17 protein-coding genes are annotated in these 13,581 nt (G+C 65.0%); 11 read left to right on the forward strand and 6 right to left on the reverse strand.

Annotation, left to right across the window (positions count from 1 at the left end; translation table 11 throughout):
- The first annotated feature begins 247 nt into the window (after window positions 1–247).
- From V7672_RS06410 to V7672_RS06455, 10 genes are all read left to right on the forward strand, one after another.
- Window positions 248–586 carry a hypothetical protein gene (locus V7672_RS06410; RefSeq protein ID WP_335623755.1) on the forward strand — a complete coding sequence of 113 codons (339 nt, stop codon included), beginning with the start codon at window positions 248–250 and terminating at the stop codon, window positions 584–586.
- Entirely contained in the window at window positions 580–768 is a 189-nt protein-coding gene (locus V7672_RS06415) for a hypothetical protein (RefSeq protein WP_335623756.1), read from the forward strand. Before V7672_RS06410 ends, V7672_RS06415 begins: the two co-directional genes overlap by 7 nt.
- Entirely contained in the window at window positions 768–1,043 is a 276-nt protein-coding gene (locus V7672_RS06420; protein WP_335623757.1) for a DUF2312 domain-containing protein, read from the forward strand. Before V7672_RS06415 ends, V7672_RS06420 begins: the two co-directional genes overlap by 1 nt.
- Window positions 1,043–1,258 carry a hypothetical protein gene (locus V7672_RS06425; protein ID WP_335623758.1) on the forward strand — a complete coding sequence of 72 codons (216 nt, stop codon included), beginning with the start codon at window positions 1,043–1,045 and terminating at the stop codon, window positions 1,256–1,258. Before V7672_RS06420 ends, V7672_RS06425 begins: the two co-directional genes overlap by 1 nt.
- A 133-nt stretch (window positions 1,259–1,391) precedes the next feature.
- A complete protein-coding gene (locus tag V7672_RS06430) occupies window positions 1,392–1,631 on the forward strand; it encodes a hypothetical protein (RefSeq protein WP_335623759.1) in 240 nt (79 codons plus the stop codon).
- Window positions 1,632–1,725: 94 nt separating this feature from the next.
- Window positions 1,726–2,148 (forward strand): helix-turn-helix domain-containing protein, encoded by a 423-nt coding sequence (locus V7672_RS06435; RefSeq protein WP_335623760.1) that lies wholly within the window; start codon window positions 1,726–1,728, stop codon window positions 2,146–2,148.
- Window positions 2,149–2,183: 35 nt separating this feature from the next.
- Entirely contained in the window at window positions 2,184–2,420 is a 237-nt protein-coding gene (locus tag V7672_RS06440; RefSeq protein WP_335623762.1) for a hypothetical protein, read from the forward strand.
- Window positions 2,392–3,561 (forward strand): hypothetical protein, encoded by a 1,170-nt coding sequence (locus tag V7672_RS06445; protein ID WP_335623763.1) that lies wholly within the window; start codon window positions 2,392–2,394, stop codon window positions 3,559–3,561. Before V7672_RS06440 ends, V7672_RS06445 begins: the two co-directional genes overlap by 29 nt.
- 168 nt (window positions 3,562–3,729) lie before the next feature.
- Window positions 3,730–4,464, forward strand: a complete 735-nt coding sequence (locus tag V7672_RS06450; RefSeq protein WP_335623764.1) for a hypothetical protein — start codon at window positions 3,730–3,732, stop codon at window positions 4,462–4,464.
- 107 nt (window positions 4,465–4,571) lie between these two features.
- Window positions 4,572–5,024, forward strand: coding sequence for a hypothetical protein (locus tag V7672_RS06455; protein WP_335623765.1), 453 nt, complete (start codon window positions 4,572–4,574; stop codon window positions 5,022–5,024).
- Window positions 5,025–5,234: 210 nt separating this feature from the next.
- On the opposite strand, the gene V7672_RS06460 is transcribed toward V7672_RS06455, so the two are convergent.
- From V7672_RS06460 to V7672_RS06485, 6 genes are all read right to left on the reverse strand, one after another.
- On the reverse strand, window positions 5,235–6,059 hold the full coding sequence (locus V7672_RS06460) for a polysaccharide deacetylase family protein (RefSeq protein ID WP_335623766.1): 825 nt from the start codon (window positions 6,057–6,059) through the stop codon (window positions 5,235–5,237).
- An 86-nt stretch (window positions 6,060–6,145) separates the two neighbouring features.
- Complete coding sequence (locus V7672_RS06465; RefSeq protein WP_335623767.1) at window positions 6,146–7,132, reverse strand: SDR family oxidoreductase; 987 nt, start codon at window positions 7,130–7,132, stop codon at window positions 6,146–6,148.
- Between the two features lie 67 nt (window positions 7,133–7,199).
- Window positions 7,200–7,724, reverse strand: coding sequence for a SixA phosphatase family protein (locus tag V7672_RS06470; RefSeq protein ID WP_335623768.1), 525 nt, complete (start codon window positions 7,722–7,724; stop codon window positions 7,200–7,202).
- Window positions 7,721–8,914, reverse strand: coding sequence for a glycosyltransferase (locus V7672_RS06475; protein ID WP_442889002.1), 1,194 nt, complete (start codon window positions 8,912–8,914; stop codon window positions 7,721–7,723). The genes V7672_RS06470 and V7672_RS06475 overlap by 4 nt, the downstream gene beginning before the upstream one ends.
- A 153-nt stretch (window positions 8,915–9,067) precedes the next feature.
- A complete protein-coding gene (locus tag V7672_RS06480) occupies window positions 9,068–9,250 on the reverse strand; it encodes a hypothetical protein (RefSeq protein ID WP_335623769.1) in 183 nt (60 codons plus the stop codon).
- A gap of 8 nt (window positions 9,251–9,258) precedes the next feature.
- The gene (locus V7672_RS06485) at window positions 9,259–10,164 is read right to left on the reverse strand and encodes an SPFH domain-containing protein (protein WP_335623770.1); all 906 of its coding nucleotides are present in this window, start codon (window positions 10,162–10,164) and stop codon (window positions 9,259–9,261) included.
- Between the two features lie 199 nt (window positions 10,165–10,363).
- Here V7672_RS06485 and V7672_RS06490 point away from each other — a divergent pair, with 199 nt between their 5' ends.
- The gene (locus V7672_RS06490; RefSeq protein WP_335623771.1) at window positions 10,364–13,543 is read left to right on the forward strand and encodes an autotransporter outer membrane beta-barrel domain-containing protein; all 3,180 of its coding nucleotides are present in this window, start codon (window positions 10,364–10,366) and stop codon (window positions 13,541–13,543) included.
- The last annotated feature ends 38 nt before the right edge of the window (window positions 13,544–13,581 follow it).

The raw sequence follows: 13,581 nt of genomic DNA on the forward strand, positions 1-13,581 counted from the left end.
AGGCGGCGGCTTGGCTGGGCTTGGCTCCCTACGAGCTTCTATTGCCGCCCGATGAAGCTATTGGGCTCCGGCAGCTGCGAGAGGCTGCGCATGCAATCATAGGCCAAGGACAAAGCAAGGGCCGATAGAAGCCGCTTTTTGGTCGCGCGAATCGAGGCCAGATGAAACGGTCGGATTATCCGACTATTGCCTCTTGACTCATTTGTCGGATTATCCGAACTTCTCTCACAGATTGAGGGAGAGTTTCGTGCTGACAACCGCCACCGCAGACCCGCAGAGCCCGTTCCCCGCCACGATCGTCCGCCGCTTCTGCGCATGCGGCGCGACGAACCGCTGCCGCTGCGACCTACCCCCGGCCCGATCGGGCTGGACCGTTGAAGGGCTGGCCGAGCTGCGCCAGCTGATGCGCGAACACGCAAGCCTCGAGACCGTGGCTCTGCTCACCGGCGCATCCCGGCGGGAGTGCAATGTCGCGCTCAACGCCCTGGTCGGGCGCACGCCAGCACACGCCCTGGCGGCGCTTGAGGCAAGGAAGACGCGCCAGTGCGGCCGGGATGCTCGCGGCGATAGAGGCGCGGCATGCTGACGGTCAAACAGTTGATCGCCCACCTTGACGCACTGGCCCTGCCGGAAGCCGTCGTCTTCGCCCAGGGCGCGGACGGGGTGCCGTTCGCCCTGCAGGGCGGCTATCCGGGGGCGACATCAGAGGGCCTGCACTACGTCATCGTGGCCCCGATCAGCCTCTCCTCCATAGAGGGGGGCTTCTGATGGCCGATGGAACATCATTCGAGACGTTGCCCGACGTCCTGACCTCAACGGCCCAGGGGCGCCTGCGCACGCTCGTGGAGCGCCTCGAGCGCCTCGAGGAGGACAAGCAGGCCGTCATGGGCGACATGAAGGAGGTCTTCGCCGAAGCCAAGGGCGAGGGTTATGATGTGAAGGTGCTGCGCAAGGTTCTGCGCGTCCGCAAGCAGGACAAGGCCAAGCGCCAGGAGGAAGAGGCCATCCTCGACCTCTATCTGTCCGCGCTGGGGGAAGTCTGATGGCGGCGGCCCCCGATCAGATCTGTGCCGAGATCCAGCGCAGCCTGGAGGGCTCGGGCCTGGCCTTTGCCCTGGTCCTGTGGGTGCCCGGCCAGGCCGGCCGGGTCGAATCCGTGAGCCTCTCCGCCCATCCCGTCCATCAGGACGAAGCCACAACGGCCCTGCGATGCGTGGCCGACCAGGTCGATGCCATGGCCCGGAGGGATACCCGATGAGCCGTGAACCCCGCATTCCATCGCTCTGGGTGCCTGCCCTGCTTCTGACCGGCCTGATCATCTTCGTGGCAGCCCTGTGCGCTTTGGCGCGCCCTGACAGCGATCTGCCCGCCCCTGTACGGAGCCATGTCCAATGAGCCAGCACAACATTGTCGGCAGCGAGGTCGGAGCGCGCCGGCCGATCGCCTATCTCAGCCGGATGCCCGAACGACGGCGACCTCGCAATCCGGTTGCCTCGCTGTTTGCTGGCGTTGCCGTCGCCGGCATCGGCCTCGGTCTGGTCGATTCCCTGCTGTTGGGGCGGCCGGTGACGATCTTCGTTGCCATCGCCGTGCTTGTCATCTGGCGGCTTTGGCCCGAGCGGCGGGCATGAAGCGCCGACACTTCCTCGGCCTATTGGCCATCCTTCTCGCGGCCTATCTGCTCGCTTGGCTGGCCGCATCCACCCTGAACACCGGAGCCTGACCATGTCCGACGCAGCCAGAACCCCTCACCCAATCGATGTCCAGGTCGGGCAGCGCATTGCCAGCCTGCGCCAGCAACGCGAGTTCAACCAGTCGCAGCTGGGCGCCGCGATCGGCGTGACCTTTCAGCAGGTCCAGAAGTACGAAAAGGGCACCAACCGGGTATCGGCATCGAAGCTGGCCCTGATCGCCGACTTCCTGAGCGTCGAGGTCCAGGACCTGTTCCCGCCGCGCGAGGACCGCCAACTCGGCCGCGCGGCGGAGCCGTCGGCCATCGATCGCCTCGGCGCGACCGGTAGCGGGCGCGAGCTGGCCAGCCTGTTCGTCAGCATGCCGCGCGATCGGCAGCTTTCGCTGCTGAGTGTCGCCAGAGCTATCGCCGGGCCCTCGGCCGGCGAGCTGGCACGCGAACTGGAAGCCGCCTGACGGCGCCCCGGTGCCAGCACATTGAGAAGCTGCCCATGACCTCCGCTGCCACAGACCATCGCACCAGACCGCGCTCGAGAGAGACGTGGCGCAAGGATGATGTGCGAAAGGCGGTCGAGGGCGCCCTGGCCGGGGGCTTGCCGATCGGCCGCATCGACTTCCGGCGTGACAGCTTTTCGCTGATCGCGCTTGACGACTCTCACCCCGCTTCAGAGGCTGAGCGCTGCGCTCGGCTGATGGAGGATGCGTTCAGCGAAGGTGGCAGCGATTAAGCTCAGGTACGTCAGGAACAAGCGAGGCAACCTGTTCTGGGAGCCGACGCCGACGATGAGGGCTCTCGGCTTCCTGCCGAAGCCCTTGGGCCCTGACGCGCCACCTGCATGGGCCGAGGCGCAATCCCTCTACGAGAAGTGGTTGCGGGCCCGGGACGGCAGCGAGACCTTCACGGTCGAGGAGACCTACCCGCCCGGCTCGCTCGGTGAGTACTACCGGCTGTTCAAGGCCAAATCGAAGGCCTGGCGCAAGAAGGCGCTGCGCACCAAGGAAGACTACGAGCGCGCCTGGAAGCACATCGGCCCGCATCTGGGGCGCAAAACGATCACCAAGATCAGCGTGACGGACATCGAGGACTTCGAAGAGGTGCTCGACACCACGCTCTCGCCGTCGGAGCGCTACCGGGTCATGAAGTGCCTTCGGGCGCTGTTCGCCGACGCGATCGTCCGGCTGCGGCTCAACATCAAGTCGCCTGCCTTGGCGGTGGCCAATCCCCAGCCTCAGGGGCGTTCGCAGATCTGGCTGGGCTCCGAGATCCAGAAGCTCGTCGCCGGCGCCTACGAGCTGGAAATGGACGGCATGGCCGTGGCCATCATGATCGCCTGGGACACGCTGTTCTCGCCCGTCGACGTGCGCACCCTGACCAAACAACAGCTGAGACGGGACGCGGTCGGCTGGTACCTGCATCGCTCACGGACCAAGACAGACCGCGAAGCCTTCGGTCACCTGACGGACGAGACTGCGGCCGCCCTGCAGGCCTACCTGACGGAGCTCGGAGCGGACCTGCTACCGACCGCCGCCCTGATCCGCCGCAAGAGCGGCAAGGCCTATGCACAGGGCGTGAGCGGCAAGAACTACTTCGCGCAAGATTTCCGCGCTGTCCGTGCGCACGTCTTCCCCGGAGATCAGCGCCAGTTCCTGGACATCCGCAGGTCGGGCAACGTCGAAGCAGACGCCGCGGGCGCGGACAAGTCGACCATGGCCGAGCTGCTGGCCAACAGCATGGACAGCAGCGCCTTCCTCGACGCGACCTACACGCCGGCGACCGTGTCCAAGGCCCGACAGATAGCGGTGACGCGGAAGGAAGGGCGGGAGCGGCTGGCGGCGGAGATTGATCGGGTGTCGCTCGCTGCGCGGTAACGGCCTCGCCTAATTCCTTCCCTCCCCTGCCGGCCGCACCAACTTTCTGGCTAGACGCTTCGGCCTGCGTCCAATTCTGCCGCATGCGGAGTCGACAATGGTCTCCGTCAACCATAGCTTGAGGAATGGCTGACAAGCTGTGAAGCGGTTAAGGCCAGGACGGGTCAAATGAGCGACGAGTACGTCTTTAGAATTGACGCCTACCAGCCCGAAACCATCCCGATGGAACGGCTGGCAAAATACATGCTCGCGCTCGCTGATCTCGTAGGATCCAAGGCGAGCACTCACTTCGTCCGACTTGAGAAGGGCAGCACCAAGCTAGTGCATGCCGTCGATCCGCCCGAAGCCCCAAAAGTCGCACAGCGGCTTCGTCAGGCAGTGCTGCCTTCGCCGCCACCGGACGTCGCCAAAGCAGTGAGCGTCCTGGATGATATGCTCGCCGGCGATAACGCCGTAGGCGAGCTGATCCACGAGGGAGCCGTTATCATTCCGTTCCCTGGCCGAACCCGTCCCCCAGTTTTGACTTTCCCGACCTTTAAACAGGCTGGCTCGATTGACGGCGAGATCGTTAGTCTCGGTGGCAAAGACAAGACTGCCCATGTGATCCTCCAAGATGGACCGATCACCTATTCGAATATCAGCGTGACCCGCGATCAAGCGCGCGAGCTTGCGGGCAACCTCTACCGGGGGAAGGTGCGGCTGTATGGCGACGGACGCTGGGAGCGGCTTCCCGACGGAGGATGGAAGCTTATCGGCTTCAGTGTCGACCGCTTCGAAGCACTGGATGACGCGCCGCTGGACATGGTGTTGGCAGAGCTCCGTGAAGTGCTCCCGGAAGACACTCAAGAGGGCACGCATGATCGTCTCATGAATCTCCGCCTTGGTGACGAGGGCCTGCACTAATGGTGGTGTTGGACGCCACCGCGCTTGGACTTCTGGTTCATCCGGACTCACGCCCTCCAGCGGATCCATCCACCGGGCAGCCCGTGGAGTTCGCTCGCGAGCGATACGTGTTCCTCGCGGAGGAACTGCAGCGGCAGGGAGAAACCATCGCCATTCCCACGCCCGCGCTGAGCGAACTCTTGGTGCTCGCTGGTGACGCGGGCCCCGCATTGCTAGCGGCAGTACACAAGTCGGCCCGCTTCAAAATCGTCGAGTTTGATGTGAGAGCTGCGGTGGAAGTCGCGGCGATGACGCGAGAAGCTGAAAGGGCAGGAGACAAACGGGCAGGCTCTTTCGAGCCCTATCAAAAGATCAAAGTAGACCGTCAGATCGTTGCTATTGCCCGCGTGACAGGGGTCAACGTGATCTACTCTGATGATGGAAACCTCCGCAGTTTTGCCGAACGCCTAGGAATGACGGTCGTGAGGTCATGGGAACTTCCCCTCCCCCCGGCCACAGCGCCAGACCTACTGTCCTTTATCGATGCTCAATCTGCCAACCCGAGAGACACTGGGGAGTAGCGGGTGGCGTTCCAAGCCCTCTCACCAAGTGTTTGACTCTGTTAGAGGCATACGCCGGCGCCAAAGTTGGAACTGCCACTGAAATCATAGGGCAATTCTCCGGCCTGTCACGCCGGAGGTCGCGGGTTCGAGCCCCGTCACTCGCGCCATTCCTGACAGTGTCGGAATGGCGCATCCCCCTCCCTGAAATGGATCAGACAGAGACCCTGCTCAGGGCCTGAACAAGGGGTCCGGGCCTTCGGTCGCGCGCCTGCGCCCCTCGGGCCCTGCGGTGATCTGGACGAAGGTAAAGCCCCGCGCGCTCAACGTATCCAGCAGGGTTGGCAGCGCCCGGATCATATTGGGCCGGGTTTCGTGCAGAATCAGCACCCCGCCACCCGATGCCTCCATGACCGAAACGGTCCGGCGCAGGATGGCGTCCGCGCTCAGGCCCCGCCAGTCGTCTGTCCCGCCCTCGGCCGACACCACCAGAATGCCGCGATCTCCCAGCCATCCGGCCAGGGCGGTGCCCTCGTTCAGCCCGGGAAAGCGGAACAGCGGTTCCAGCCGCGCGCGCTGCGCGGGAGGCGAATCAGCCAGGGCCTGATCAAGCGCCGCGAATCCCCGGCGGATCTCGCGGTGAGCCTCGGAAGGGTTCCAGTATCTCAGCCGTGTCGGATGGGACCAGCTGTGACTGGCCACATTGTGCCCGCGCCGCGTCACCTCCCGGACCAGGTCGGGACGGCGCTCCACATAGACACCCACGAAGAAGAAAGTGGCCTTGATGCCCCGCGCGTCGAGGATGTCCAGCACCTGCGGCAGATAGGTGGGGTCCGGTCCGTCATCGAAGGTCAGGGCAATCGAGCGGGCCGGCAGAGGCGTCCGCATATGCTGCAGATTGCCATATCGACCGGGGCGGCCCGGCAGAACGACCACGCCTTCGGGCCGGGCCGGGGGACCGGCATTGACCGGTTTGGCACCGGTCGGCGGCACCCCTTCGGGCGACGGCAACCACAGCGCCAGAAGCACAGCCATCAGGATCAGGATCGGTCGCACGCTGCCCCCCGGAGCGGTAAGCCGGGGACCCTAGGGGATGGTCAGCCTGTCACGGCGTGCTTGCAACCGGCGGGGGATTGACGCCCCTAGCCGCCGCTATACCCACCGATGATCGGCAGAATTTCGCCCGTGATGTAACTGGAGCACTGGGGCGACGCGAGGAACACATAGGCCGGGGCGATTTCCTCCGGCTGGGCGGGGCGCTTCATCACCGTCCCCGAGCCGAATTTCGACGTGCCCTCGGCATCGCGGTCTGCCGGATTGAGCGGGGTCCAGACCGGGCCCGGCGCCACCACATTTACCCGGATGCCGCGCGGCGCCAGATGGGTGCCCAGTGACCGCGCAAAGGCGTGGATACCGCCCTTGGTCATCGAATAGTCGAGCAGCTGGTCATTGCCCATGATGCCGGTCACCGAGCCGGTCATCACGATGGTCCCGCCGTTCTTCAGATGCGGGACCGCCGCCTGGCAGATGTTGAAATAGCCATAGAGGTTGGTCTTCAGCGTGCGGTCGAAATGCTCGAAGGTCAGATCCTCGAACGCCGGCACATGCTCCTGGAAGGCCGCATTGGGCACCACCACGTCCAGTCGACCGAAGGCGTCGAGCGTGGCCTTGACTGCGGCCTTCGCGAACGCCGGATCGGCCACATCGCCCTTAAGCACGATGGCCTTGCGGCCCTCGGCCTCGACCGCCTTGCGCGTGTCCTCGGCGTCCCCCTCCTCGTCCAGATGGCAGATGGCGACATCGCAGCCCTCCCGCGCGAACAGTACGGCCACCGCACGCCCGATGCCGGAATCGCTGCCGGTGATCAGGGCGGCAAAGCCCTCCAGCTTGCCCGAGCCCTTCCAGAAGGGCGCATCGTACATCGGCGCGGGGTCCAGAGCCGCCTCGTCGCCCGGCTTGGTCTGATGCTGCTTCGGGAACGGCGGCTCGGGATAGCGCCGGGCGCCGGCCTGCACCGCCCCCTTCTCTTCAGAATCGCCCGAGCGAGCATCCTTGGCGTCGATCCGTTCCTGGATCTCGCGTTCCTGATCGGCAATTTTTTCGGCGCGCGCGTCGAAGCGGTCGTCCATGGCTGGCCTCCTGTGAGTTCAGGAGGGCAATGCGCCACGCGGCCGGCCTGTTCCGAATGGTCAGGCTTCAGCAGACAGACGGCGCGCCATACCTCAGGGTCTCGCCGGAGGCCTCGCCGTTACGAAGCTCGATCCGGATCAGCCGGTCGTATTCGCACTCGGGCATGTCGGGCGTCTCATAGCCCAGCGCCCGTGCGATCAGCGGGACGGTATTGCTGTGCCCCGAGATCAGGACCACGGCGTCCTCCGGCAGGGCCATAACCCCCCGGCGGATGGTTTCGACATGGGCATCCACACCGGCATCGAGCGGGCTGACCGAAACAAGGGCCCCCGATGCTGCGATCGTCGGCGCAGCCGTCAGGCGTGTTCGCTGCAGCGGGCTGACCACCACAAGATCCGGCGTTCCGGCCGCGAACAGGGAGGCCACCGCCTCGGCACGCGCCACGCCGGCCTCAGACAGCACAGGGTCCCGCTCGGTGTCGCTGGCCTTTTCGGCATGGCGCACGAGGTAGACCGTCTGGGCCGAGGCCGCGCCCACGCCACAGGCCAGCGCTGCGGCTACGGCCAGTCCGGCGGTCAGGAGTCTCTTCATTCTGCCCCTCCTCGCGTGAATTCGGCGTTCCCGCTGGCCTCGCCATAGACGCGGCATAGGTCCTGGAACACGCGATCCCAGGCGAAATGGGTTTCGGCCTTCAGGCGAGCGGCCCGGCCTACGGCATCCAGGTCCCGCTCGAACAGGGCCGCCACCGCCTCGGCGTAGGCCCGCGGCTCGGCGCGATCGGCCAGCTGCCCGACGGTGGTGTCGACCGTCTCGGCCACACCACCGGCGTTGACGCCCACCACGGGCCGGCCGCAGGCCATGGCCTCGAGCACGATCAGGCCGAACGGCTCCTTGTCGTTGGCATGCACAAAGGCGTCACAGCTGGCGATGATCTTCGAGACGGCTTTCGGATCGGTCTCATACGGCATGGCGATCACGCGATCCTCGGGCGGCATGCCGGTCCCTGCGCCCACCAGCACCAGATGATAGGGATCGCCCAGCAACTGAACGGCCTCGATCAGGACATCGATATTCTTTTCCTTTGCCGGTCGCCCGGCGAAGCACAGCAGACGGGCGCTGTCCGGCAGCCCCAGCCGATCCAGCAGCCATTGACGATCCCGTCGATCCGGCCGGAAGGTATCGATCTCTACACCCAGGGGACGGATGACGATGTTCTGAATCCCGGCCTCTTCCAGTCGGCGCGCAATGAAGCGGCTGGGCGAGACCACGGTGTCGAACTGCGAGAACAGGCGAGCCCAGCGCTTTTGGACCGGCTTCTTGGCCCACTCGCCGAAGTGAAGCGCGGCCAGGCCGGCCGGGTCCGAGTGACAGAATCCGATGACGGGACAGCCGACCCTCTGGCCCGCCTCAAGCGCGCCCTGCCCCGGCGTATAGGGATCCCCTGCCTCGATCACCGAGGGCTTCAGCGCCGCCACCCAGGCCCCCCATCGACGCACCGAGGACGGCCAGCGATAGCCGTCGCCGAACGGCAGCTTGGCGGCATGCAGGCGAATGACATCGTCGCTGCCCACCCGGTGCTTGGCGCCCGGCACGACCAGACTATGGGCGATGTCCGGCCGGTTCTCGGCCAGCCAGGCCTTTTTCGACAAGAGGTACCGCTTCACCCCGCCCGAGCGGGGCGCATACAGCATGGTGGTATCGACCAGCCGGGGGCGGGCATCGGCTGAGACTCGCTTCACCCCCTGGAAGGCCTCCGACACTTCTTCGTCGAGACCGGGAATAAGGCGAAGTTCGGTTTCCTGGACATCCTGTCCCCGCAGGCTGCGGGCCAGCTTCAGGCCGCTCTCACGGCCCGATCCATCGGTCTGCGACTTCCGCGTCAAGCGCGACTTTGACTTTACCATATGCGCCCGTAACCCCGACGGGGGTCAATCTCAAGCCTCGTCCGTACCCGGCGTATGATCCTCGACCCGTCGCCCCCGCCGCGCCAGGGCCTCGCGCAGCAGAATCTCCACCTGGGCGTTGACCGAGCGGAGGTCGGCGGCGGCCAGTCTTTCGACGGCCGCCATCACCTGGGGCGAACCTCTGAACAGAAAGGCTTTCCGGTCCTTCGGCATCCGCTTCCCTACCCGTACAGGGTCCCCGTGTTGACCACGGGCTGGGCCTCCCGATCGGCGCACAGCACGACCAGCAGGTTCGACACCATCGCCGCCTTGCGATCCTCGTCCAGATCGACGACGCCGCGGGTGTTCAGGTCCTCCAGCGCATTCTCCACCATTTCGACCGCACCGCGCACGATCAGGCGGCGGGCGCCCAGCACGGCCTCGGCCTGCTGACGCTTGAGCATGGCGCCGGCGATCTCCGGGGCATAGGCCAGGTGGGCGATACGCGCCTCGTCCACCGCCACGCCGGCGACCGCGATCCGGCCGACCAGTTCCTCGCGCAGCCGCGTTGCCACTTCCTCGGCGTCAGACCGCAAGGTCAGCTCATGATCCTCGCCGTGGTCGTAGGCATAGTGGGCCGCCATGTCGCGCAGGGCCGTGTCCACCTGGATGTTCACGAAGGCCCGGAAATCATCGACGTCGAACAGGGCCTGGGCCGAATCCTCGACGCGCCAGACGACGTTGGCCGCGATCTCGATGGGATTGCCGCGCTTGTCGTTCACCTTCAGCTTGTCGCTGGTCAGGTTGCGGACCCGCAGGCTGATCTTCTTGCGCGAGTACCAGGGCAGGACCCAGCGCAGGCCCGTCTTGCGATCCGTGCCGCGATAGTCCCCGAACAGCAGGATCGCCATCGCCTCGTTCGGCTGCAGTGCATACAGGCCGCACATCAGGATGAACCCGGCCACGACCAGCAGAATCCCGCCGATCACGTTGAGTGCTGCGTCAGGATTGACCAGCACGGCGGCGGCGCCCGCGATCATGATGGCCAGCGAAACCAGCAGTATCAGAATGCCGTTGCCGGTCCGGGCCGGATATTCGCGCGACAGGGCGTGCGAGCCATTGCGGGATTGAGTTTGAGCGTCAGTCATTTGCACCCTCCAGATATATCGAAATGATATCACTTCGATATTGACTTGTGCAAGCCACATCCGGCGCCGAAGGGCCCCAAAAAGGCGCAGCGGCCTTGCATTCGCCTCAAATTCGAGAAACTTGGGGCACATCCGACTCCATCCTGCTAGATGGGTTTGACCTGACGGCTCGCGAGTTTCCACGAGGGGTTTGTTCCGAATGCGTTATCTGTATGCGACCGCAGCGGCGATCGCTCCCCTTCTCTTCGCCTGTGGCGCCAACGCCCAGGTCACTATCGATTCCTCCCGGACAACGCCGATCACGACGGCCAACCCTGCTGGAAATGGCGCCGCCGACATCATCATTGCCTCCGGAGGAACGATCACCGTGACCTCCGGCACCGCCGTGACGGTCAATTCCGACAATGATTTCTCGATCAATGCCGGCGGCAACATCACGATGTCGAACGCCGCGAACGACACGATCGGCGTCCTGATCGAGGGCGGCAATACGGCCGACATCACCATTGCCGGCTCCATCACCATCACCGACAACATTACCGAGCGCACCGACGAAGACTCGGATGGCGATCTGGACGGCCCGTTCGCCACAGGCTCCAACCGCTTCGGTATTCGGCTGGACGACGCCGGCCCCCTGACCGGCAATATCCGCGTCCAGAACGGCGGAGTCATCCAGGTCGAGGGCAATGAGTCCTACGGGATTTCGCTGGAAAGCGACCTCATCGGCAACCTGACCAATCAGGGTACGATCCAGGTCGTGGGTGACAACGGCATGGCCGTGCGAGCGCTCGGCGATATCGACGGTACGGTCTACCTCGGCGGCACCGTGGCGACCCTCGGTGGCGGCTCCACGGCCATCGGCATGTTTGGCGACATCAGCGGCGGCCTCAATATCCAGGGATCGGTCTCGTCGACAGGTTACCGCTACATCAGCCGTCCGTCGGATGCGGCCATCGAGAATCTCGACGCCGACGATCTGCTTCAGGGCGGGCCGGCGGTCATCATCGCAGGGAACGTCGCTGGCGGCGTGACCATCGGCAGTCGTCCTGCCGATGAGGATGAGAACGAAGCCGACGAGGACGGTGACGGCATCCCGGATGCGGATGAAAGCACGGCCCAGATCGAAGTCTTCGGTGGGGCCCCGGCCATCGTGGTGGGTTCCGACACCCAGGCCATCACGCTGGGTGTGGCGGGCACAGGCGACCTCGCCTACGGGTTTATCAACCAGGGTGGTGTCAGCGCTCAGGGCATCTACGACGGCATCGAAGCGAACGGAATCCGCTTCGGCGTGGAGGGCGGCGAGGCCGTCACCATCGAGGGCGGCATATTGAACAGCGGCCGGGTCTCTGCACTCGCCTATGACGCAAACGCGGTCGGCATTCGCCTGTCCAGCGGCGTAACCACGCCGCAGTTCATCAATGACGGCGACATGACGGCGGCCGCCTCCTCCGACGTCTCCTCCACGGTAACGACCCTGTTGATCGAGGCCGGTGCCAATCTGCCGACATTCATCAACAACGGTCAGTTCCTGGCCTCGTCCGGCGGCGGCACAGCCGACCTGACGGCGCTGCATGATCTCAGCGGAACCCTGACGTCGATCACGAACACCGGATCGATGCAGTCCAACATTTTCGCCAACGCGGCAGGTGACCCGATCACCGGCTCGGCGACGCTGATCAATGTCGAAGCCAACACCACCGGGGTGACCATCATCCAGGACGGTATTGCATCCTCTCCTCCCGGCACCACCAATCCGGACACCGACGGTGACGGAGTGCCGGACAGTGACGAGCCGGCCATGGTTGGCGCGATCCGCTTCGGGTCAGGAGCGGACATGTTCGATATCCGCAACGGCGCTGTTCTCGGCGACATCTCCTTCGGGGATGGCCTCGACACCCTGTCCATCACCGGTGGTGCCTTCGTTCGCGGCATATTGAGCGACAGCGACAGCCTCCTCGACGTGGCAGTGTCAGATGGATCTCTGGATCTCAGCCAGACGACCATGATGGACATTACCAATCTGACGATCGGCAGCGACGGGCGTCTGGTCGTCAGCATTGACGGCAACAACGGCACGTCGTCGGGGTTCAATGTGTCGGGAACGGCAACGCTCGAGGATGGGGCCGAGCTGGGCGTCCGCTTCACCTCCCTGATCGATGGCCCCGGCCGCTTCACTGTCATCGACGCGAACAACCTGAATTTCGGCAACCTCGACCTGGATGGCGTGGCGGCCAACGCCCCCTACCTGTTCATTCTGGACGCCGGCGCTGACCTTCCGAACAATCAGGTCTATGTGGATGTGCGCCGTCGCACGGCCGAGGAAGCGGGTTTGATCTCGGTCGAGGCGTCGGCCTATGACGCCATCTATGACGCGCTCGATCGCGACGCCGGCATTCTGAACGCCTTCATCAACCAGAGCGGCCGCGAAGGGTTCATCGATCTGTACGAGCAGATGTTGCCCGACCACTCGGGGGGTCCGCTGCTGTCTCTGGCCAGCGGCGTCGACGCCGTGACGCGCGCGCTGGTGGGCCGCAATGCCTCTGCCCAGCCCGGTGAAACCAGCGCCTGGGTGCAGGAAATCACCTTCTACGCCGACAAGGACAAGACCGACACCTACGGCTTCCGGTCCGAAGGCTTCGGCGTCGCGGGCGGCGTGGAATACGGCACTTCGAACGGCGCCCTGGGCGTCAGCATCGCCTTCACGTCCTCGGACCTTGAAGATCCCGAGTCCGAGGCCGAGGAAAACCTGACCGCCAATCTGGTCGAGCTGGGGCTCTACTGGCGCGCACAGGGCCAGTACTGGACAACCTGGGCCCGCGCTGCCGCCGGCTACGCCTCGTTCGACGCCGACCGCCAGTTCGTCGGCGGCGGGCTGAATATCAGCAACACGTCGAGCTGGAACGGCTTCACCCTGGCCGCTGCCGGTGGCGCCTCCTACGAGCGCGAGTATGGGCGTTTCACCCTGCGTCCCGAAGTCTATGCCGAGTACTTCTCGCTGAGCGAGGATGCCCGCGAAGAGGTCGGCGGCGGAGACGGGTTCGATCTGATCATCGACGAGCGCGACGGGCACATGTTCTCGGCCGTTGCCGCCATGAACATCGCCTACACGATCGACGAGGACAGCTGGCTCAAGCCGGAGTTCCGCATCGGCTGGCGCCAGAACATCTCGGTTGATCCGGGCGCCACGATTGCCCGCTTTGCCAGCGGGGGGCCCTCCTTCAGCCTCGACCCCGATAACATCGAGGGCGGGGGTCCGATCATCGGAGTCCGTCTGAATGTCGGCAACGAGCTGGGCATGCTGAGTGTCAGCGCGGATGCAGAAATGATCGGCGACTATATGCGCTACATGCTGCTGCTGCGGGCCAGCTTCCGCTTCTAGGCTGCGGACAAGACAGTCAAAGGGCCGCCGGATCACTC

Origin of the sequence: Brevundimonas sp. (genome assembly GCF_036963785.1) — a bacterium.
In the GTDB taxonomy this organism is placed as follows: domain Bacteria; phylum Pseudomonadota; class Alphaproteobacteria; order Caulobacterales; family Caulobacteraceae; genus Brevundimonas.